This is a genomic window from Myxococcales bacterium, assembly GCA_022184915.1.
Classification (GTDB): Bacteria; Myxococcota_A; Polyangia; order Fen-1088; family Fen-1088; genus JAGTJU01.
In genome coordinates, this window is record JAGTJU010000003.1 from 601,267 (window position 1) to 621,222 (window position 19,956).

Annotated in this window: 21 protein-coding genes; 17 read left to right on the forward strand and 4 right to left on the reverse strand. The window is 64.0% G+C overall.

From position 1 onward, the window contains the following. Positions 1–302 precede the first annotated feature (302 nt). The 3 genes from KA712_13985 to KA712_13995 form a co-directional block, all read right to left on the reverse strand. Positions 303–593, reverse strand: a complete 291-nt coding sequence (locus tag KA712_13985; GenBank protein ID MCG5054069.1) for an RNA-binding protein — start codon at positions 591–593, stop codon at positions 303–305. Between the two features lie 320 nt (positions 594–913). Further along, positions 914–1,666, reverse strand: a complete 753-nt coding sequence (locus KA712_13990; protein ID MCG5054070.1) for an enoyl-CoA hydratase/isomerase family protein — start codon at positions 1,664–1,666, stop codon at positions 914–916. 51 nt (positions 1,667–1,717) lie between these two features. Beyond that, positions 1,718–3,676, reverse strand: coding sequence for a hypothetical protein (locus tag KA712_13995; protein ID MCG5054071.1), 1,959 nt, complete (start codon positions 3,674–3,676; stop codon positions 1,718–1,720). A 41-nt stretch (positions 3,677–3,717) separates the two neighbouring features. Here KA712_13995 and KA712_14000 point away from each other — a divergent pair, with 41 nt between their 5' ends. The 4 genes from KA712_14000 (at position 3,718) to KA712_14015 (ending at position 9,249) form a co-directional block, all read left to right on the forward strand. Further along, positions 3,718–4,647, forward strand: coding sequence for an MBL fold metallo-hydrolase (locus KA712_14000; protein MCG5054072.1), 930 nt, complete (start codon positions 3,718–3,720; stop codon positions 4,645–4,647). A 49-nt stretch (positions 4,648–4,696) separates the two neighbouring features. Then, positions 4,697–6,382: a SpoIID/LytB domain-containing protein gene (locus KA712_14005; GenBank protein ID MCG5054073.1), complete on the forward strand. Its 1,686-nt coding sequence runs from the start codon at positions 4,697–4,699 to the stop codon at positions 6,380–6,382. 66 nt (positions 6,383–6,448) lie between these two features. Then, positions 6,449–8,491, forward strand: coding sequence for a methionine--tRNA ligase (metG, locus tag KA712_14010; protein ID MCG5054074.1), 2,043 nt, complete (start codon positions 6,449–6,451; stop codon positions 8,489–8,491). Positions 8,492–8,619: 128 nt separating this feature from the next. Continuing rightward, a complete protein-coding gene (locus tag KA712_14015) occupies positions 8,620–9,249 on the forward strand; it encodes a carboxypeptidase-like regulatory domain-containing protein (protein MCG5054075.1) in 630 nt (209 codons plus the stop codon). A gap of 73 nt (positions 9,250–9,322) precedes the next feature. Here the strand turns inward: KA712_14015 and KA712_14020 are convergent, their stop codons facing one another. Next, complete coding sequence (locus KA712_14020) at positions 9,323–9,943, reverse strand: glutathione S-transferase N-terminal domain-containing protein (protein ID MCG5054076.1); 621 nt, start codon at positions 9,941–9,943, stop codon at positions 9,323–9,325. A 129-nt stretch (positions 9,944–10,072) separates the two neighbouring features. Between KA712_14020 and KA712_14025 the strand changes: the two genes are divergently transcribed. From KA712_14025 to KA712_14085, 13 genes are all read left to right on the forward strand, one after another. Beyond that, entirely contained in the window at positions 10,073–11,128 is a 1,056-nt protein-coding gene (locus KA712_14025; protein ID MCG5054077.1) for an integron integrase, read from the forward strand. Between the two features lie 959 nt (positions 11,129–12,087). Beyond that, on the forward strand, positions 12,088–12,357 hold the full coding sequence (locus KA712_14030; GenBank protein ID MCG5054078.1) for a BrnT family toxin: 270 nt from the start codon (positions 12,088–12,090) through the stop codon (positions 12,355–12,357). After that, positions 12,354–12,629: a BrnA antitoxin family protein gene (locus KA712_14035; GenBank protein ID MCG5054079.1), complete on the forward strand. Its 276-nt coding sequence runs from the start codon at positions 12,354–12,356 to the stop codon at positions 12,627–12,629. Before KA712_14030 ends, KA712_14035 begins: the two co-directional genes overlap by 4 nt. 145 nt (positions 12,630–12,774) lie before the next feature. Beyond that, complete coding sequence (locus tag KA712_14040; protein ID MCG5054080.1) at positions 12,775–13,176, forward strand: VOC family protein; 402 nt, start codon at positions 12,775–12,777, stop codon at positions 13,174–13,176. Positions 13,177–13,511: 335 nt separating this feature from the next. Beyond that, complete coding sequence (locus KA712_14045) at positions 13,512–13,799, forward strand: BrnT family toxin (protein MCG5054081.1); 288 nt, start codon at positions 13,512–13,514, stop codon at positions 13,797–13,799. 4 nt (positions 13,800–13,803) lie between these two features. Next, positions 13,804–14,088, forward strand: coding sequence for a helix-turn-helix domain-containing protein (locus tag KA712_14050; protein ID MCG5054082.1), 285 nt, complete (start codon positions 13,804–13,806; stop codon positions 14,086–14,088). A gap of 747 nt (positions 14,089–14,835) precedes the next feature. After that, positions 14,836–15,123: a BrnT family toxin gene (locus tag KA712_14055; GenBank protein MCG5054083.1), complete on the forward strand. Its 288-nt coding sequence runs from the start codon at positions 14,836–14,838 to the stop codon at positions 15,121–15,123. 4 nt (positions 15,124–15,127) lie between these two features. After that, complete coding sequence (locus KA712_14060) at positions 15,128–15,412, forward strand: helix-turn-helix domain-containing protein (GenBank protein ID MCG5054084.1); 285 nt, start codon at positions 15,128–15,130, stop codon at positions 15,410–15,412. Between the two features lie 204 nt (positions 15,413–15,616). Then, complete coding sequence (locus KA712_14065) at positions 15,617–15,853, forward strand: ribbon-helix-helix domain-containing protein (protein MCG5054085.1); 237 nt, start codon at positions 15,617–15,619, stop codon at positions 15,851–15,853. Next, complete coding sequence (locus KA712_14070) at positions 15,847–16,194, forward strand: type II toxin-antitoxin system PemK/MazF family toxin (GenBank protein ID MCG5054086.1); 348 nt, start codon at positions 15,847–15,849, stop codon at positions 16,192–16,194. Before KA712_14065 ends, KA712_14070 begins: the two co-directional genes overlap by 7 nt. Before the next feature lie 749 nt (positions 16,195–16,943). Next, a complete protein-coding gene (locus KA712_14075; GenBank protein ID MCG5054087.1) occupies positions 16,944–17,213 on the forward strand; it encodes a BrnT family toxin in 270 nt (89 codons plus the stop codon). Beyond that, positions 17,210–17,485: a BrnA antitoxin family protein gene (locus KA712_14080; GenBank protein ID MCG5054088.1), complete on the forward strand. Its 276-nt coding sequence runs from the start codon at positions 17,210–17,212 to the stop codon at positions 17,483–17,485. The genes KA712_14075 and KA712_14080 overlap by 4 nt, the downstream gene beginning before the upstream one ends. 1,490 nt (positions 17,486–18,975) lie before the next feature. Further along, positions 18,976–19,494 (forward strand): AAA family ATPase, encoded by a 519-nt coding sequence (locus KA712_14085; protein ID MCG5054089.1) that lies wholly within the window; start codon positions 18,976–18,978, stop codon positions 19,492–19,494. Positions 19,495–19,956: the final 462 nt, after the last annotated feature.

A 19,956-nucleotide genomic window follows, 5' to 3' on the forward strand; every position in this document is an offset into this window, starting at 1 on the left:
CGCCGGGTACACTGTGCGCATGTCGGACGCCCCTGCCTCTTCCTCGTTGGTTTGCTCCATGTGCCGTAAGCCGATAGCCCGCGGCAAGGCCCTCATTCGGTGCTCCGTGTCTACCTGCAACAGTGGGCGCGTGAAGCTGGTGTTTTGTTCGCTTCCTGCTGGGACTCGCACCTGCCCGGGGCCCGGCACCGCACGGCCTATTTCGTGGAAGAAAAGGCGCCCTGAGAGGCAGACGCAGAAAAGCTCCTGTTGCGCCGCCGCGGAAAGCGGCAGGGCAACGGGAGCTTGCACGCCTGCGGGCGTTAGCCGCGGTCGGCGGGGTTGACCTTCAAGATGCGCCCGTCGAGCTCGGCGCCGTCCATCTCTCGGATGGCCTCGGCGGCGGCGCTCGGGGCCTCGAAGGTCACGAAGCCAAAGCCCCGGGAGCTTCCGGTGTGGCGGTCCACGATCACCGTGGCTTCCACCAGCGGACCAAAACGGGAGAACGCTTCGGTCAGGCCGGCTTCGTTGGTGTCCCAGTTGAGACCACCCACGAAGAGTTTCGTCGGACCCCGTTCGCTGCGTGGAGGCCGGGGCGCGACGCCCGAGGTCATCACATCTTCAAGACTGACTTCCGGGAGGTTTTGGGGGCTGGCGGACTCGTCGATGTCCGGGTCCCTGCCCGACGCCCGCATCTCTCGATTGCGGCGTAACCTCTCGGCCTTATCTTGCTTCTTGCGGGCCTTCTCCGCCTCGCGCTGACGCTTGCCTTGCGCGTGACTGCGGTTCATCGAAGGCTCCCCATGTTTGCGAAGTGACTCGCCCCCCTCACCCGCGAACCTCGCGGGTGTGGCCTGTTCCGTTACGATCGATCATCCGCGCAGCTTAGCGGACGCGGCCCCCCGCGGCATCCCCTTTTTTCCGGGGCTCTGCGTTAGCCCTTGCCGAGCCGACTGACCAATTTCCGAAGGGTGGTTTGTGTCTCCTCGCTGAACCACTGCTCGACCACGCCGTCGATGAGGGCGGGGGTCACGCTCGCGAACGCCTCGCGCAAGGGCGCGCGGGCGTGGGCGCGCGTCTGCAACATCGCCGTGCGGGGCCGGGTGAGAAGGTCGTGGGCAAACGCCAGGGCCCGGGGCACGACCTCCTCCACGGGCGCGAGCTCGTCGACCAAGCCCACGCGCAGGGCCTCATCGGCTTCGAGCAGAAGCCCTGCCACGCCGAGGCGCGCGGCTTGGCGCTCTCCCACCACGAAGGTGAGGGCGCGGTAGAGAAAAGGCGGGACCGGAAGGCCCACCTGCACTTCGTTCAGCCCCACCACGTAGCGGCCCGCAGCCAACACCCGGTAGTCAGCGTAAAGCGCCAGCACGGTCCCGCCCGCAGGGCTGTGGCCGGTGAGCGCGGCCACCACGGGCATCGGGGCGTGCGCCAGGGACGCGAGCAGGTCGAAGAGGGCCACCCAGGCTTGACGGATCTGGGGACGTGGGAGCGCCAGCAAGGCCGGCACGTCGAGCCCGCCCGAGAACCGCCCCGGTGCCCCCGAGAGCACCACGGCCCCCACGCCCTCCCGTTCCGCCTGACCCAAAGCTTCGTTGAGACGCACGAGCAGGGCAGGGTCGAGCGCATTGACGGGCGGGCGAGCGAGGCGCAGTTCGCGAACGGCGCCGTGGTCGAGGAGCTCCAGCATCTAACGAGTTTACCCCCGAACCCCGGGGGCACGCCTGCCCGGACGGACGCCTCACACTACGACACGCGCCACGGCGTAGGGGGGCAATAGGAGCCGCTCGCCGTCCTCGAGCGCGTTTCCCTCTTCGGCCCCGCCAAGACCATGAAGAGCGTGGGCCGCCTCCCGCACGTTGTCGCTGGCAAGCACCTGCGCCCGGGCGTGCGGAGCGGCCAGCAGGTGAACGAGCTGGGGCCGCTCCGTCACGTTGGCCAGGATCAGCACCCGCTGCGCGTCCGCGGCGAACGCAAAGGCATCGACTGCGGTGCCGGGATGCGCGCTACAGCCGAGGCGGGGGCGGCCCTGGGCCTCCGCCAGCCACCGCAGCACGTGGAACGCAGGGTAGACGCAGGCAGGGGCATGCATGGGGCCCGGCACGGCGCAGGACCCGGGGCTTGCGACCACGCCGGGGGGCCCGGTGAGCGCGCCCAAGGTGAGCACTTCGATGCCCGCGCGCGCGGCCTGGGCCGCATAGCCCGCGTAGTACGCCGCGCCGAACAGACCCCGCTGGCGAGGATCGCTGCTGGCCATCGGCACACGCAGCCCGCGTGGGTTCGGGGCGGGGCCCGCGCCGGCGGGATGCAAGCGCAGGCCGATCGCCGAGGGTCCGATGAAGTAAGCCGGGGCGTTCGTCAGCTGCCACGCGGAGGCAAAGACCCAGGGCAGCGCCTGCAGCGTTTGCATGACGGACTCGTCGTCGGCGGCATGCACGATGGGACACGTGGTGTGTGTGACGAAGTCGATCCCGTCGCGAGGCGGCGGGTGGCGGTTGAGCTCGGTGAAGTGGGTCATGACCCCGCCGCCCAGCCGCACGCCCGGAAATGCCCGCCGGGCTGCCGCAAAAAGCGCTGCCTGCGTGGCGGTGTCGGCCCCCGGCCCGCCCCGCAGGAGCGCCCGCGGTGTGAGGGTGAGCGCACCCAGCGGCAGCCCCGCCTCCGCGACGAGCGCGGCCAACGGGGCCAGCTCGTGCGCGACATCGGACCCACAGACCACCGGCGCTTCGAGCCACACCTGCGCGTTCACCTCGTGGGCCAGGCGCGCGAGCGCTCGCAGGTACGCCGGATCGGTCTGCGCTTCGCAGCGGCCGACCAGCCAGGCGGGGCGCAGCGCCCGGAGGGCCTCGCCGTGGGCCTCTGTGGCGGCCAGCTCGTCGGGGGCCACGGCAAGTGCGAGCGCCGGTAGCCGTCCCGCGGGGGGACCGAGCTGGAAGGTTTCGGCCGCGGGCCCCTCGACCACGAGGTGCGGGCTGGGCCCTGCCGCCGCGAACGAGAGCCGGACCGCCTGGCTGACCAGCTGCCCCGCTGGCAGCGTGAACGGGAAGGGTTTTGCTAGCGGCCGTCCGTACGTCTTGAAGGAGGCGTCCGTCCAGTTGCGCTGGTCTTCGGTCTCGAACGCTTCGCCTTCCATCGTGCAGGTGCACGTGACGCCCGGACGGACCTCGTGGGCCAAGGCGCGCAGGTCGAAAAAGGGCTGGGAGCCGCTGACGTGTTTGGGAAAACGCGCAGCCTCCGTGCGGCCGTCCGTGTGCGTGAGCATGACCGGCTCGCCCGCCACCCCGTCGAGCGGATGCAGCACCACGAGCCCCGCCCGGTTCGTGACGAAATCCGTTTGCGGCGTGAGATGGACCTCGAAGGCAAGCGTGCCGCGGGCCTGGCCCACGATGCGTGCCGTGAACGTGAGCGCCTGAGGCCTCCTTGCCCCCGGGCCCTCGCACGTGCCCGCGTAACTGACCTCGAAGCCCTCGGCCGTTTGCACGACGCGTACGCCGGTGAGCTGCGCTTCGTAGGTGCCCCAGTTCGCGTCACGCACCAGGAACGCGATCCCGCGCATCGCCTCGTGCCCCTGCCAGCAGATCGCGCGGAGCTGCCCGCCTTCGAGCACCGCCGACAGCGGCCCCGCCGTGAGCGATCGCCTTTCAGGGACCGGGGCGTCGGTCCCGAACATGAGCACGGCGGGCGAGGGCAAAGCTGGCATGGGGGGCTGATCTCAGCACAAGATGAACGGCAGGTGTACTCATGACGTCTGCAACCTCGTTGCCGAGCTCTCCTCCGCCCCCCGGCCGCACGTTCTGGGCGCTCGAGGGCAACACGCAGCGGCTCGATGGCGGCGCCATGTTCGGCAACGTGCCGAAGGCGCTCTGGAGCCGCTGGTTGACCGCCGACGCCGACAACCGCGTCTCACTGGCCTGCCGGTGTTTGTTGGTGCGCGAAACGGTCCCCGGTGCGCCCCCGCGCCACCTGCTCTTCGAGACCGGCATCGGTGCCTTCTTCGAGCCGAAGTTGCGTGCCCGCTACGGCGTGCAAGAGCCAGAGCACCGCCTGGTGGCGAGCTTGGCTGCGCAGGGACTCTCGCCCGCCGACATCGACGTCATCGTGCTCTCGCATCTGCACTTCGACCACGCCGGCGGGCTGCTCGCGCCCTACGACGGCGGTGCCCTCACGCTCGCCTTCCCCCGGGCGCGGGTGGTGGTGGGCGCCGAGGCCTGGGCGCGGGCGCGCGCGCCCCACCCCAGGGACCGCGCATCGTTCATTCCGGGCCTCGCGCCGTTGCTCGAAGCCTCGGGGCGGCTCGAACTGGTCGAGCCCGGTGACGAAGGCCGCGTGCTCGGCCCGGGGTACCGCTTTTTCACGAGCGAGGGCCACACCCCCGGCTTGTTGCTGACCGAGCTTGCCACCCCCGCCGGCCCGCTCGTCTTCGCTTCGGACCTCATCCCCGGAGCCGCCTGGGTGCACCTGCCCATCACCATGGGCTATGACCGCTTCCCCGAGCGCCTCATCGACGAAAAGCGCGCGTGTCTCGAAGACCTGTGGGCCCGCGGGGGCGTGCTGTTTTTCACGCACGATCCCGCGCTGCCTCTCGGCCGCGTGACCTACGACCCCGCCCAGGACCGCTTCGGCGTTTCGCCCTGTGGGTTCGAAGCCTTGCACCCCGACGCGGGGGCCTGACCCCGAGGGCGCCTTGCCCCCGCGCCGGCACGCCGTTAGCCTGATTCCGATGCGCCGCTTCCCCGCCTTAGCCTTCGCCTTGTTGGCCGCCGCTGGCAGCGCCCCCGGCACCGTCCTGGCCGGCCCTGACGAGGTTTCGAGCCAGGACAAGCTGCGCATTCTCTACAGCAACGGCTTTTCATTCACTGCCGAAGGCCTGCCTCTCGTCACCGTGGAGCTGATGAGCCACCAGGGCCAGGTGCGTCTCGGGGGGGACGAGCCCTTGCTGGTATGGCCCGACGGCGAGGGCGGGGCGCAGATCGACGCGGGCCCGGGCGTGTGGACCCTGTCAGTGGAAAAGCCGACCCCCGGTGTGGTCCGCACGTGGACCGTGGTGGCCGAGATCCCGGCCGGCCACGGCGCGGAGGTACGGGAGGCCCTTGCCACCTGGAAAACCCGCGGCTTTTCACCGCGAGGCTTCGAGGTGGGCACCGTCTTTGGCGTGGAAGGCACCGTGTTCGACAGCCGCAAAACCCTGGTGGCCGTGGCCCCCGAAAGCCCGGGCGCCGGCCGGCGCCGCGCCGACGCCCTGGCGAAGACCTACAGCCTCGAGACCTCGCTCTACGAAGAGCTCGCCGAACGTCCCGCCGGCACGGTGGTGGCCCGCCACCCCTCGGGGGTGGAGGTACGCAACCCCTCGGTGCTGTGGTTCGTGCCCAAGGCCAAAGGCGCCACCGTGACCATGTACGACGTCGAGCACGGCGGCGGCGGCTCGCAGCTTGGCCCCCCGAAGCGCCAGACCCGCGCCTACCATGGCCAGGTCTACGTCACCGTGGGCAACGACGGCCGCCTCGTGGCCGTGAACGCCATCGACGCCGAACGCCTGCTCGAAGGCCTCGTGCCCTCGGAGATCTACCCCAGCAGCCACGAAGAGGCGCTCAAGTCCCAGGCTGTGGCCGCGCGCACCGAGCTGCTCGCGAGCCTGGGCATGCGGCACCACGCCGATCCCTTCCTCATCTGCTCGACCCAGCAATGCCAGGTGTATGCAGGTGCCGGCAAAGCCCACCCGCGCACCACCAAGGCCGTCAAAGACACCCGCGGACAGGTCCTGTTCCGCGCCGACGGCCGCCTGGTCGATGCCCGCTACAGCGCCAACTCGGGAGGCATCTCCGAGCACAACGACTTCATCTGGGGCGGCCCCCCCGACCCCGCCTTGCGCGGCCGCCCCGACCTTCTGGCCAGCCGCCGCCCCGAGTGGAAAGCCTTCGCCGAGGGCGTGAACGACACGAACATCGACGCCTTTTTGCGCCTGGACCCCGCAAGCGCCTACGCAGGCAGGACCAGCATCGGCGCGCGGCAGTTTCGCTGGGAGCAGACCCTCGCCAATGCCGAACTGTCGCGCCTGGTGGCCGAAGCCTACCCCCACGTGGGCACACTCCGCGCGTTGACGCCGCTTGCGCGCGGCTATTCTGGCCGCATCGGCGCGCTGAAGCTGGAAGGCAGCCAAGGACAAGCCGAAGCGCGCGGCGACCTGCACATTCGTCGTCTTCTGGGCGGCCTCAAAAGCGCCCTGTTTTCGGTCACACCCGTAGGTGACCCCAAGGTCCCCAGCGCCTTTCGCTTCGTGGGCGCAGGGTTCGGCCACGGTGTGGGCATGTGCCAAAGCGGCGCCATGGGCATGGCCGAAGCCGGCATGCGCTACAAGGACATCCTGGCCCACTACTACCAGGGAAGCCAGGTCCGCCGCCTGTACTGACCCCCGCGCGGAAGCGCGCCCCCGGGGGTGCCGGCCACCCCTGCCGTGTGGCAGATTCCCTGCCCCATGACCGATCGCCGCCTCCTCGTCACGAGCGCCCTGCCCTATGCCAACGGCCACATTCACCTTGGCCACCTGGTGGAGTACATCCAGACCGACATCTGGGTCCGCTTCCAGCGCTTGCTCGGCCGCAAGGTGGCGTACATCTGCGCCGACGACACCCACGGCACCGCCATCATGATGCGCGCCCGCCAAGAAGGCCGTTCGGAAGAAGCCCTACTGGCCGAGATGAGCGCCGCCCATCAGCGCGACTTCGCCACCTTCAGCGTGCACTTCGATCACTACGGCAGCACCAACTCGGACGAGAACCGCGAGCTTTGCCACGCCTTCTGGAAGACCTTCCGTGACCACGGCCTCGTGAGCGAACGCGAGATCACGCAGCTTTACGATCCCAGCGCCGGCGTGTTCCTGGCCGATCGCTTCGTGAAAGGCACCTGCCCCAAGTGCGGCGCCAAGAACCAGTACGGCGACGGCTGCGACGTATGTGGCAGCACCTTCTCGCCCACCGAACTCGTGGACCCCGTGAGCACCCTCTCCGGCAGCACCCCCGAGACCCGATCGGCCACCCACCTCTTCGTGAACATCGAGCGTGAACACGCCTTCCTCGAAGAATGGACCCAAACCGGCGATCGCCTGCACCCCAGCATCGCCAACTACCTCAAAGGCCACTTTCTCTCCGAGCCCCTCAAAGACTGGGACGTCTCGCGCCCCGCCCCTTACTTTGGCTTCGAGATCCCCGATGCCCCCGGCCATTACTGGTACGTGTGGTTCGACGCCCCCATCGGCTACCTGGCCTCGACCCTTGCCTGGTGCCGCAAAACCGGCCAGTCGTTCGACGACTGGTGGCGATCGCCCACGACCGACATCTATCACGTCATCGGCAAAGACATCGTGTACTTCCACACCCTGTTTTGGCCCGTGATGCTCAAAACCGCGGGCTACAGCCTGCCCCGCCGCGTGCAGATCCACGGCTTTCTCACCGTCAACGGCGAGAAGATGTCGAAGAGCAAAGGCACCTTCATCACCGGCAGCGCCTTTGCCGAACACCTCGACCCTCAAGCCCTGCGCTACTTTTACGCCAGCAAGCTTGGCCCCAAACCCGAAGACATCGACCTCGACCTGGAAGAGTTCACCCAGAAGGTCAACGCCGACCTCGTGAACAAAGTGGTGAACCTCGCCAGCCGCAGCGCCAAGTTCCTGCAGGACAGCGGCCTATCCCCCACCTACCCCGACGACGAAGGCCTCTTCGCCAAAGCCGCCGCCGCCGGCGACGAGATCGCCAGCGCCTACGCCGCGTGGGACACGAACAAAGCCATGCGCCTCGTGATGTCGCTGGCCGATGCGGCCAACGAGTACTTCGATCGCAAAGAACCCTGGAAGCTGCGCAAAGACCCCACCCGCGCGGCCGAAGCGCAGGACGTGTGCACCGTGGCCATCAACCTCTACCGCCAACTGGCACTTTACCTGGCCCCCGTGCTGCCCAAGCTTGCCGCCGACAGCGCCGCCCTGCTCAACGCCCCCTTCGCCAGCTGGGAGGAAAGCAAAACCCCGCTGGCCGGCACACCCCTATCCCCCTTCACACACCTCATGCAGCGGGTGGATCCCGCCGCCGTGGCCAAAGTGCTCGAGGCCTCCGCCACCGCGCCCCCCACCCCCGAAGCCCCCGAAGCCCCCGCCCCCCGCGACGACGCCGCCGCCCTCGAAGCCGAACCCCTCGCGCCCGAGTGCACCATCGACGACTTCGGCAAGGTGGACTTGCGTGTGGCCCGCGTGCTCACCGCCGAGCCCGTAAAGGGCGCCGACAAGCTGCTCCAGCTCACCGTGACCCTGGGCGGCAACACCCAGCGCACCATCTTCGCCGGCATCAAAAGCGCCTACAGCCCCGAAAGCCTCGTGGGCCGCCTCGTGGTGATCGTGGCCAACCTCAAGCCCCGCAAGATGAAGTTCGGCATGAGCGAAGGCATGGTGATAGCCGCGGGCCCCGGAGGCGACGACATCTTCGTGCTCTCCCCCGACGACGGCGCCAAACCCGGCCAGCGCGTGCACTGAAGGCCTCCGTGCCCGCGCCTCTACAGGTGCACAGCGCTTTTTGACCCTTCCCCCCGCAGCGAAGGTCGAACACAGCAACCCCCCAGCGCGGCCGCATTTTCGCGGCCTTCGGGCGAAAGGAGCATGTGATGCGCGCTTCCTTCGGTGTTTCGACGTGCCTAGCGGCCCTGATCGTCTGGAAAGCCCAGTCCCGCAACCTGCCCTCCGCACCAGGCGCTGCCCCTGACCCTGCCCCAAAAGACTCCGCCTCGGCCAAGACATACGAGAGCGACCGGGCGCCCGCGCGCTCCGATCGCTGGGCATCCCCATTTCTGCGCGCCCTTCCCCAATTCGTGGTCGATCCGAGTTTCGACGACATCCCCGTGCCGGCACAGCCCGACGGAGCGCAGCGGATCGACGTTCAGGTATGCGTGTTCAAGGACACCGGAGAGCCCCTGCCAGGCGTCTTCGTGTGGCTCACCGCTGGCGGCCACGAAACCTGGGATGGCTTCACGGGAGACGACGGCTGTGACGCCCTTTTCGATGTGGCCCCAGGGCCCGCCACCCTGGCAGCCCGGTGGGAAGGTGAGCTTGTCAGCTCGAGCCAAGAGCTTCGAAGCGCCGGGGAGGTCCTGGCCTTGATCATCCCCACGGAGTCTGTCGGGACATCATGCGGCGGCGGCTTCGTGGAAGAAGACTTCGAGCTGGAGCTGTCGCCCTCACATCAGGACGACACGTTCGGCGAGCCAGAGCCAGAGCCCGGCCCCGCGGCCCCCTGACCCCACGCCAGCTACGTCTGCTTCCAAGAACCCCCGCCAACGGCGGGCAAACGCGGCCTTCGTCCCAGGCACCTCACGGGCGCGGCGGAATCAACAACCCTCGTTGCACCGCCGGCCGCGCGCCCACCCTTTCGAGCCACGCTGCCACGTGGGGATACTCCTCGAAGCCACCCAGGCCTTGGCGAGACTTCACCCACGCGTAACTGGCCACGTCGGCGATGGAGTACTCCCCTGCGAGATACGCCCGGCTCTCCAGGTGCCCGTTCAGCACAGCCAAGAGCCGGTTCACCTCCTTCGTATACCGATCGATCGCGTAAGGCACCTTTTCCGGCGCGTACGTCACGAAGTGATTGAACTGCCCAAACATCGGCCCGATCCCGCCCATCTGAAACATCAACCACTGCAGCGCCTCGTAGCGCCCCTCCGGTTCCACCGGTAGCAGCTTGCCCGTCTTCTCGGCCAGGTAGATCAGGATGGCCCCAGACTCGAACACAGTGATGGGCCTACCCCCCGGCCCCTCACTGTCGACGATCGCCGGAATCTTGCCGTTCGGGTTGACCGCCAAGAACTCAGGTGTGTGCTGTTCTCCCTTGCCGATGTGCACCGTGTGCACCCGGTAGGGCAGCCCCACCTCCTCCAGCATGATGGAAACCTTGAGCCCGTTCGGTGTGGGGAAGCTGTAGAGATCGATCATGCCCCACAAGATGCCGCGAACGCCCCGCCGTTGCGAGCGAACGCCCCGCCCCACCCCCCGAGTCCCGCCCCGTTAGCCCCAACGCCCCAAATTCACGCAACTTTCCCCGGGATTCACCGAAGGCTCAGCATGAGCCGTGTACTGCCCCTCAACCCCGCCCCCACCCCCACGTCCGCCCCACCCCGCCTTCTCGACCAACTTCGCCTGGCCCTGCGCGTTCGCCACTACAGCCCCCGTACCTGCGCCGCCTACACCCAGTGGGTGCGCCGCTTCATCCTGTACCACCGCAAGCGACACCCCAAAGACATGGGCGCCGCCGAGGTTGCCGCGTACCTCTCGTACCTGGCGGCCGAAAGACACGTGAGCGCCTCGACACAGAACCAAGCCCAAGCGGCCCTCCTGTTCCTTTACAAACACGTGCTCGATTGCCCCCTCGACTGGCTCGACACCATCCAGCGAGCCAAAGCCCCCGTGCACGTGCCCTGCGTGCTGACCCGCCAAGAGACTCACGCCGTACTCAACCATTTGCGGGGCTCCACCTGGCTCGTGGCCGCCCTCATGTACGGCAGCGGCCTGCGCCTCCTGGAGGCCCTCAACCTGCGCGTGAAGGACATCGACTTCGAAACCTCGACCATCACCGTGCGCCGAGGCAAAGGCGCCAAGGACCGCCGCACCATGCTGCCGAGCTTCGTTGCCGAGCCGCTGGCCAAACACATGCGCTGGGCCCAGCGCCAACACGAACGCGACCTCGCCGAGGGCGCAGGCTACGTACACCTGCCTCACGCCCTTGAACGAAAGTCACCCGCCGCCGCCCGGCAATGGATGTGGCAATGGATCTTCCCCGCCAGCCGCCACTACGTGGACACCGAAACCGGAGAACGCCGCCGGCACCACCTGCACGAAACCGGAATCCAGCGCCAAATCCGGGAAGCCGTACTTGCCTCGGGCATCACCAAGCCCGCCACGGCCCACACCCTGCGCCACTCCTTCGCCACCCACCTCCTGGAGGCCGGCCAAGACATCCGCACCATCCAGGAGCTCCTTGGCCACAGCGACGTCCGCACCACCATGATCTACACCCACGTCCTGAACCGAGGCCCCATGGGCGTCATGAGCCCCCTGGACCTCACCGCCCGCCCCACCCCTTTATCCCAGTTCTTCAATAAACCAACCCCAAAGAAGTAACCCCAAGGATTGTAACGACTTGCTGGCACCCACGGCGTTTTATTCAAGAAAGGGCCGCAGTGCGATACCATACCAGCAGCAGTACAATTAACGTTGGACGGACTTCCCTCATCGACGAAGCCGGGAATGCCCTCCTCGACCAAAGCACGACATGCGAGGTCATGCTCCGCCGCTTTGTGTGACGGAAACTCTCAGAAAAGTTGGCTACTGGGCGGCGTTCTTACTTGGCGCGAACGTTGCAGAGGAGTGCACGAAATGGAGGCTCAGCTTAGTCCTCCGCTGCTTCCTGCCTCCGCCTGGCGCGGTGAATAAGTCGCTTCGCAATCTGGCTTGCTGAAGCTTTCACGGGCTCACATCTCTCAAAAAGGAACTTACGATGAAATGGTCTATGGCATTGCGTGTGGCTGCGTCTTCAATCGGCCTAAGTTTGGTTGCCTGCGGCGACTGCACTGAAGAGATCGAGGCGGCGAGGGTGTTCTTGGAAGAAAACCGTAGCTGCCAGACCAATGAAGACTGCGTCGCCGTCTCGACCGGATGCCACACGTTCGCGAACGGGCTATGTGCCCAGGCGCCGCTCAATCGCTCGGCTGCGGCCACTGCGCAATGGCAGCGGCTGAGCCAGGGATTGGAAGAATGCGAAAACAAATGCGCGACATGTACAGCCGCGCTTATCCCGCAGTGCACCTCTGGAGTCTGCGGAGGTGCGCCTTGAAGCGAATCGTCAACTGTCCATAGTGGTCGGTTGCGCGCTGGCCGTCCAACCCAGCGTTGAACTTGACAAAGCCCGTCGGCGTTTACGAGAACCTAGACAGGCCGACGTGGTGCAGGCACTATGCGGTTGCTTGCGTTCGCGAAGTGGGCTTTGCAAGTTAACGCCAATCACGTTATGCCGACCGCCAAGCGAGTAACTCTCCAAACGGGACTTGCACGTATGCACAACTGTGCATACACTTACAGCAGTGACCTTCGAATGGGACCCCAAGAAACGCCGCGACAACCTTGTAAAGCACAAGGTTGACTTCGCCGATGCGGTGGCAGTCCTTGAGGATCCGCTCGCCCTAACTCGGGACGACCCCCACCCCAGAGAAGAGAGATTCGTAACGTTGGGGATGGACTCACTCGGGCGCATCCTGGTGGTGTCGTGGACGCCACGTGGCGGACGGTTTCGCCTAATCTCAGCTCGAAAGGCCACCCAAAGCGAGCGAACACAATACGAGGTGGACAAATGAAAAAGAACTACGATTTTAGCCAAGCGAAGCGTGGGCCTGTCGTCGCACAGTCTCCGGGAAAAACCAGTATAACTATCCGCATTGATGACGACATTCTTGACTGGTTTCGAGAGCAAGCAGACGTCGCGGGTGGTGGCAATTATCAGTCGATGATCAATGAAGCCCTACGTTCGCATATGGCTGGTGCGAGCGGGTCAGTCGAGAAGGTACTGAGACGGGTTGTGCGGGAGGAGCTCCAGCGAGCCAAGAAGCGACCGGTGAAGGCGGCATAACCGGGCGTTGAAGGCTGACAGTGCCACGGGCATTCTTCTTGAACCTAAACACGCTGGCGGGACGCAAGCGACAATGCGGTCCTGAGGCGTTGGCGGGCACTGCAGCTTAACGCCAACCACGTTGGGCGGACGAATTGGGAACCTGATGAGAGCGGCCGAGCAGACAGATCGCCACGAGCTACACGGAGCGCAGACGGTGCTGTTGGTGGGAGACGTGAGAAAGACGGTCGCGTTCTATTGCGACGTTCTCGGCTTTCGTCTTGACTTTGAATGGGGCGATCCACCAACGCATGCCCGAGTGTCGTCAGGTGACCGTTCACACGCAAGTGCCGCGCGCATACATTTTCACGAGGCAGACCCCACGCTTCTCAAGCACAAAACATGCTCGATCTACGTGCATGTTGGAAACGACTTGGATGAACTCTGTCGGGAGCTGAAGTCTAGGGGAGTCGAAGTCGTCGAAGAGCCTACGGAGCGGCCGTGGGGGCGCCAGTTTGGCATACACGACATCAATGGGTTCCTGCTGTTGTTCCTTGCCTCAAGTTGATGTGCCAAGGGTATGAAGATGCGCCTTCAGCCTAGAATTCACGATATCGGGGGTGTCAGGACACGATCCGGGTTCGGGAGCAACAAGAAGGTGTTCCTTCGGCGGGAGGCACAAGAATTCGACGACAACATCTTCGACCGCCGCCCAACCCGGGCTTGAAGGCTGACGAAGCCCAGGACTGCAGAAGAAAACCTGGATGCACCTGAGGCTCTTGAAGCGCTGAAGGGGTTGTGAGACCCTTTCGAAAGGGCTTCGCAGCTTAAGCCCAAACACGTTGGGCGGACCACATCGCGCTATGCCATTGACTTAGTAAGCCGTGGGCTTATACTTCATGAGTGCGATTTGCCTGGGATGAAGCGAAGGACGCGTCAAACCGCTCCAAGCACGGCGTGTCGTTCGAAGAGGCAAGTTCGCTTTTCACCAGCGGGGAGGATTATCTTGAGATCTTCGATGACGCGAACTCTTTGGACGAGGACAGATTCATCGCGATAGGCCCAGTTATCCGAGGGGTTATCGTCGTCGTCTATACTGAGAGAGATGGCGACACGATTCGAATCATCAGCGCACGCTGGGCAACCAAGCGCGAAGCGAGCCGGTACCGAAGTTACAAGGAAGGAGGCTGAAAACATGATTGATGAGCTAACGGACGAGCAGTTGTCACGGGCAATATCAGCGCGCCTGCGTAAGCGGCTGATGGACGGGAAGATTGAGTCTGGCGAGGATGTGTCCGCTCTCAGGCATTTCGTTGGGTTGACTCAACAGCAGTTTGCCGAGGCTATGGGAATCAGCGTTCACACATTGCGCAACTGGGAACAGGGGCGCCGACATCCGGAGGGCCCTGCAATCGGTCTGCTCCGGATCGCGGCTCGTCATCCACGGATCATTCGCGAGAACGTGAAGACAGCCGCATGATTCCGATGCAGCCGCCCAACCCAGCGTTGAACTTGTCAAAGCCCGCAGGCGCTTTCGAGAACCTAGACACGCCAGCGCGGTGCAAGCGCCATGATGCTGTGGGCGTTCGCGAAGTGGGCTTTGCAAGTTAACGCCAACACGTTGGGCGGACACCATGAGAATTGGTGATGGCTTGTCGGCGCCACGAATGCTGGCAATTTACTTGAGAAGTGATCAGCGTCTTTAAAGCAATCTGACAATGTCGCTATACATATTCACGCCAAGGTGGAGAGAGGAACTTGTATGCAAGTGCGACGCTGGTCAGCTTGTATTCGAGATGCCCATGGGCCGCGTGAAGGTCCTTTTCCCAACTGACGACAGATGGAGCGACATCGTCAAGGCCCCTCATTGGGCACGCCTCCGACGCGGCGAGATCCTTGCCGCCCTTGAGAACTGGTGCAGGGACGAAGGGATACCCCTGGTTGTCACGCGCGAGACTTTGCCAACAGACCCGACGTGGGTACCAACGCAGTAGGGGAAGTCACTCGGTACAGCGAGGATGATCCGGCAACCCCAGCCCGCCGCCCAACCGGGCATTGAACCCGACAAAGCTCGCAGGTTACTTTTGAACCTAGACACGGCAACGTGATGCGAGCCACAATGCTGTCTTCGACGTTAACGGGCTTTGCGGGTTAACGCCAATCACGTTGGGCGGACCACATCGCGCTATGCCATTGACTTAGTAAGCCGTGGGCTTATACTTCATGAGTGCGATTTGCCTGGGATGAAGCGAAGGACGCGTCAAACCGCTCCAAGCACGGCGTGTCGTTCGAAGAGGCAAGTTCGCTTTTCACCAGCGGGGAGGATTATCTTGAGATCTTCGATGACGCGAACTCTTTGGACGAGGACAGATTCATCGCGATAGGCCCAGTTATCCGAGGGGTTATCGTCGTCGTCTATACTGAGAGAGATGGCGACACGATTCGAATCATCAGCGCACGCTGGGCAACCAAGCGCGAAGCGAGCCGGTACCGAAGTTACAAGGAAGGAGGCTGAAAACATGATTGATGAGCTAACGGACGAGCAGTTGTCACGGGCAATATCAGCGAGCCTACGTAAGCGGCTGATGGACGGGAAGATTGAGTCTGGCGAGGATGTGTCCGCTCTCAGGCATTTCGTTGGGTTGACTCAACAGCAGTTTGCCGAGGCTATGGGAATCAGCGTTCACACATTGCGCAACTGGGAACAGGGGCGCCGACATCCGGAGGGCCCTGCAATCGGTCTGCTCCGGATCGCGGCTCGTCATCCACGGATCATTCGCGAGAACGTGAAGACTGCCGCATGATTCCGATGCAGCCGCCCAACCCAGCGTTGAACTTGTCAAAGCCCGCAGGCGCTTTCGAGAACCTAGACACGCCAGCGCGGGGCAAGCGCCATGATGCTGTGGGCGTTCGCGAAGTGGGCTTTGCAAGTTAACGCCAACACGTTGGGCGGACTGCGGCAGGTTTTTTCGGTTTGACTAGTGGTCATACCGGGTCATACTAAGGGTATGAAGACGGCCATCTCTATCCCCGACGCGATATTCGAAGACGCCGAGCGCCTTGCTCGTAGTCTGAAGCGTTCTCGCAGCGAACTCTACAGCCGTGCGTTGTCGGAATACGTTGCTCGTCACGCCCCGGACCAAGTGACCGAGGAGATGAATCGGGTTGTCGCCGCTGTGGACGAGCCTGACGACACGTTCGCCACAACTGCTGCCCGCCGCACGTTGAGGCGCGCCGAGTGGTAGCCGTGAGTCAAGGAGACGTTTGTTGGGTAGACATCGGAGAGCCAAGTGGTTCGGAACCAGGGTTCCGAAGGCCCGTTGTCGTGGTTCAAGGTGATGCGCTCAACCGCAGCCGCATCTCCACCACCGTCTGCGTAAGTTTGACGAGCAACTTAAAGTGGGCGGCGGCACCAGCCAACGTACTGCTTTCGGCGGCGGCGACCGGGCTGCCAAAGGACTCAGTTGCGAACGTCTCGCAAATCGTGACCATCGACAAGACAGACCTGTCCGAGCGAGTCGGGAAGCTCCCCCGCCCCAAACTCAGCCTGGTACTGTCTGGAATTGATGTGATCCTTGGTCGATGAGACGCCGCCCAACCGATCGTTGCAGCTGCCGGTGCCGCATACGTCACCGTGATCCTAGACATTGCGGTGGCACGCGAGCGACAATGCGGTCTTGGAGCCTCAGTAGGCACCGCAGCTGAACTTCACACGTTGGGCGGACACCATGAGAATTGGTGATGGCTTGTCGGCGCCACGAATGCTGGCAATTTACTTGAGAAGTGATCAGCGTCTTTAAAGCAATCTGACAATGTCGCTATACATATTCACGCCAAGGTGGAGAGAGGAACTTGTATGCAAGTGCGACGCTGGTCAGCTTGTATTCGAGATGCCCATGGGCCGCGTGAAGGTCGTTTTCCCAACTGACGACAGATGGAGCGACATCGTCAAGGCCCCTCATTGGGCACGCCTCCGACGCGGCGAGATCCTTGCCGCCCTTGAGAACTGGTGCAGGGACGAAGGGATACCCCTGGTTGTCACGCGCGAGACTTTGCCAACAGACCCGACGTGGGTACCAACGCAGTAGGGGAAGTCACTCGGTACAGCGAGGATGATCCGGCAACCCCAGCCCGCCGCCCAACCGGGCATTGAACCCGACAAAGCTCGCAGGTTACTTTTGAACCTAGACACGGCAACGTGATGCGAGCCACAATGCTGTCTTCGACGTTAACGGGCTTTGCGGGTTAACGCCAATCACGTTATGCCGACCGCCAAGCGAGTAACTCTCCAAACGGGACTTGCACGTATGCACAACTGTGCATACACTTACAGCAGTGAGCTTCGAATGGGACCCCAAGAAACGCCGCGACAACCTTGTAAAGCACAAGGTTGACTTCGCCGATGCGGTGGCAGTCCTTGAGGATCCGCTCGCCCTAACTCGGGACGACCCCCACCCCAGAGAAGAGAGATTCGTAACGTTGGGGATGGACTCACTCGGGCGCATCCTGGTGGTGTCGTGGACGCCACGTGGCGGACGGTTTCGCCTAATCTCAGCTCGAAAGGCCACCCAAAGCGAGCGAACACAATACGAGGTGGACAAATGAAAAAGAACTACGATTTTAGCCAAGCGAAGCGTGGGCCTGTCGTCGCACAGTCTCCGGGAAAAACCAGGATAACTATCCGCATTGATGACGACATTCTTGACTGGTTTCGAGAGCAAGCAGACGTCGCGGGTGGTGGCAATTATCAGTCGATGATCAATGAAGCCCTACGTTCGCATATGGCTGGTGCGAGCGGGTCAGTCGAGAAGGTACTGAGACGGGTTGTGCGGGAGGAGCTCCAGCGAGCCAAGAAGCGACCGGTGAAGGCGGCATAACCGGGCGTTGAAGGCTGACAGTGCCACGGGCATTCTTCTTGAACCTAAACACGCTGGCGGGGCGCAAGCGACAATGCGGTCCTGAGGCGTTGGCGGGCACTGCAGCTTAACGCCAACCACGTTCGGCGGACCGGCCCGGGGAGAGGGAGAAGTACGGAGGGGGCTCGAGGCGACGGTCTGGAGGGGAGGGAGACCGGGACGAAGAGCCGAGAAGGGATGGGCGTGGCTGTATCGATGTCGTCGGAGCACTTATAGGGCGCCAGCATCGGGTCTGTCGGGTGCCAGCATCGGTTCTGCAAATAGGGTCCGGAGTCCTCTGCGCGGCCGCAGGTAGAGCGAGGCAGAGGGAAGTGATTGGGGAGGATCCTCGAAGGGATGAGGCCGGCCAGTCGGTGAAAATGCGGAGACGAGGCCGGGGCTCGCAAGGCGTATGGAACGCAGGACCGGATTCGCTCGCATCGGGGCAGCAGGTTCGGACCGGGAGGGATGCTCGAAGGGATGAGGCCGGCCAGTCGGTGACACCCATGAAAATGGGGAAATGAGGCCGGGTGCTCGCAAGCGCAGGGCCGGATTCGCTCGCATCGGGGCAGGCGGTTGGGTTCGGATAAGGACCGAAGGACGCAGGGCCCGAAGACAAGTGCGGCGACGTTGTTAAGGGAAGCACCTGAGATGTGCATGATGAGTTCAGCCGCCGAACAAAGGCTTGCAGCTGCCGAAGCCCAGAACGTTGGTGGACAACCAAGATGGGTCTTGGGCCCTTGAAGCGCATGAGGGGTTGTGAGAGCCTGTCGAAGGGCTTCGCAGCTGAAGCCCGACACGTTGGGCGGACCGGCACGGGGAGAGGGCGAAGTACGGAGGGGCTCGAGGCTTCGGTGAGTAAGGGGTGGGAGATCCGCACCAAGAGCCGACAAGGGATGGGTGTGGCTGTGTCGATGTCGGGAGGGCACTGGTTTTGGGACGTCTGTCTGCACAGGGTGGGAGATCCGGACCAAGAGCCGACAAGAGTCGAGCACGGCCACGTCGATGTCGGCGGAGCTTTGGTTGGTGGCAAGGACCGGTTGTGCAGATTCGGATCGGTCTGCCCGGCGGGGCGAGGCAAAGGAAGCAATCGTGGAAGTTGGCTTCTTGGACATCTCTTGGAGATCTCTGGCAAGAGTTTGAAACTGAGAGAAGCGAGGTCATTGACCCCCGCTGCAAGAGTGCGAGTGCGAGGCCGGAATACGGAGGCAACAATTCGGACGGCTTGAAACGAAGAAAGGAACAGGAGGTGCCTGGCCCGAAGACGACTGCGGCGACGTCCTGGAGGGAGGTACCAGAGGGGTGCACGATGAGTTCAGCCGCCCAACAAAGGCTTGCAACTGACGAAGCCCAGAACGTTGGTGGAAAACCAAGATGGGTCTTGGGCCCTTGAAGCGCCTGCGGGGTTGTGAGAGCCTATCGAAGGGCTTCGCAGCTGAAGCCCGACACGTTCGACGGACGAGAATTGAGCCATGGGCGCAGGGAGAATAGACGCCATCCTGATCGCGGGTGCGAACGGCGCCGGCAAGACAACGTTCGCCAGGCAGTTCCTGCACGTACGTTATCCCGAAGCCACGTTCTTGAACGCAGATGAGATCCAGCGAGAGAGTAACGAGTTCGATCACCCGTTCGCAGCAGGCCGAGAGCTACTTCGCCGCTTGTCGCGTTTGGAGTCCTTGCGGAGGAGCTTCGCAATAGAATCGACGCTGTCTTCGCGGATGTACGCAAGGAGGATCGTAAAGTGGAAGAGCCTCGGATACCGCACCCAACTCCACTTCATCGAGCTGCCATCGGCGGATTTGGCCTTGAAGCGTGTGGCGGCCAGAGTCGCCGCGGGTGGTCATGACGTTCCGGCGGAAGATGTCGAGAGGCGGTTCCAGCGGGGGCTTGCGCTGTTCCGTAGCGAATACTCCCACTTGGTGCATCGGTGCTATCATTGGAAGAGTGACGAGCGAGGTCTAACTCTTGCAGAACGACGCGAAAACCCCTGAAGACTCAGAGGAGTTGGAAGCCCTACTGGAGGCGGCAAGGCGAGCGAACTGGGACGCTCAGCATGGCCCGAAGCATCTGCGCTCTGGGCGATACTTCTCCTACGAGAAGCCGACGCGTCAGGGCGGAGCGTCGGTGGCGAGAGACGCCGCCGTCGAACCAGGCATTGAAGACTGACGGCCGCTTCGCGGCCGCAGCTTAATGCCCATCACGTTCGGCGGACCGGCCCGGGGAGAGGGAGAAGTACGGAGGGGGCTCGAGGCGACGGTCTGGAGGGGAGGGAGACCGGGACGAAGAGCCGAGAAGGGATGGGCGTGGCTGTATCGATGTCGTCGGAGCACTTATAGGGCGCCAGCATCGGGTCTGTCGGGTGCCAGCATCGGTTCTGCAAATAGGGTCCGGAGTCCTCTGCGCGGCCGCAGGTAGAGCGAGGCAGAGGGAAGTGATTGGGGAGGATCCTCGAA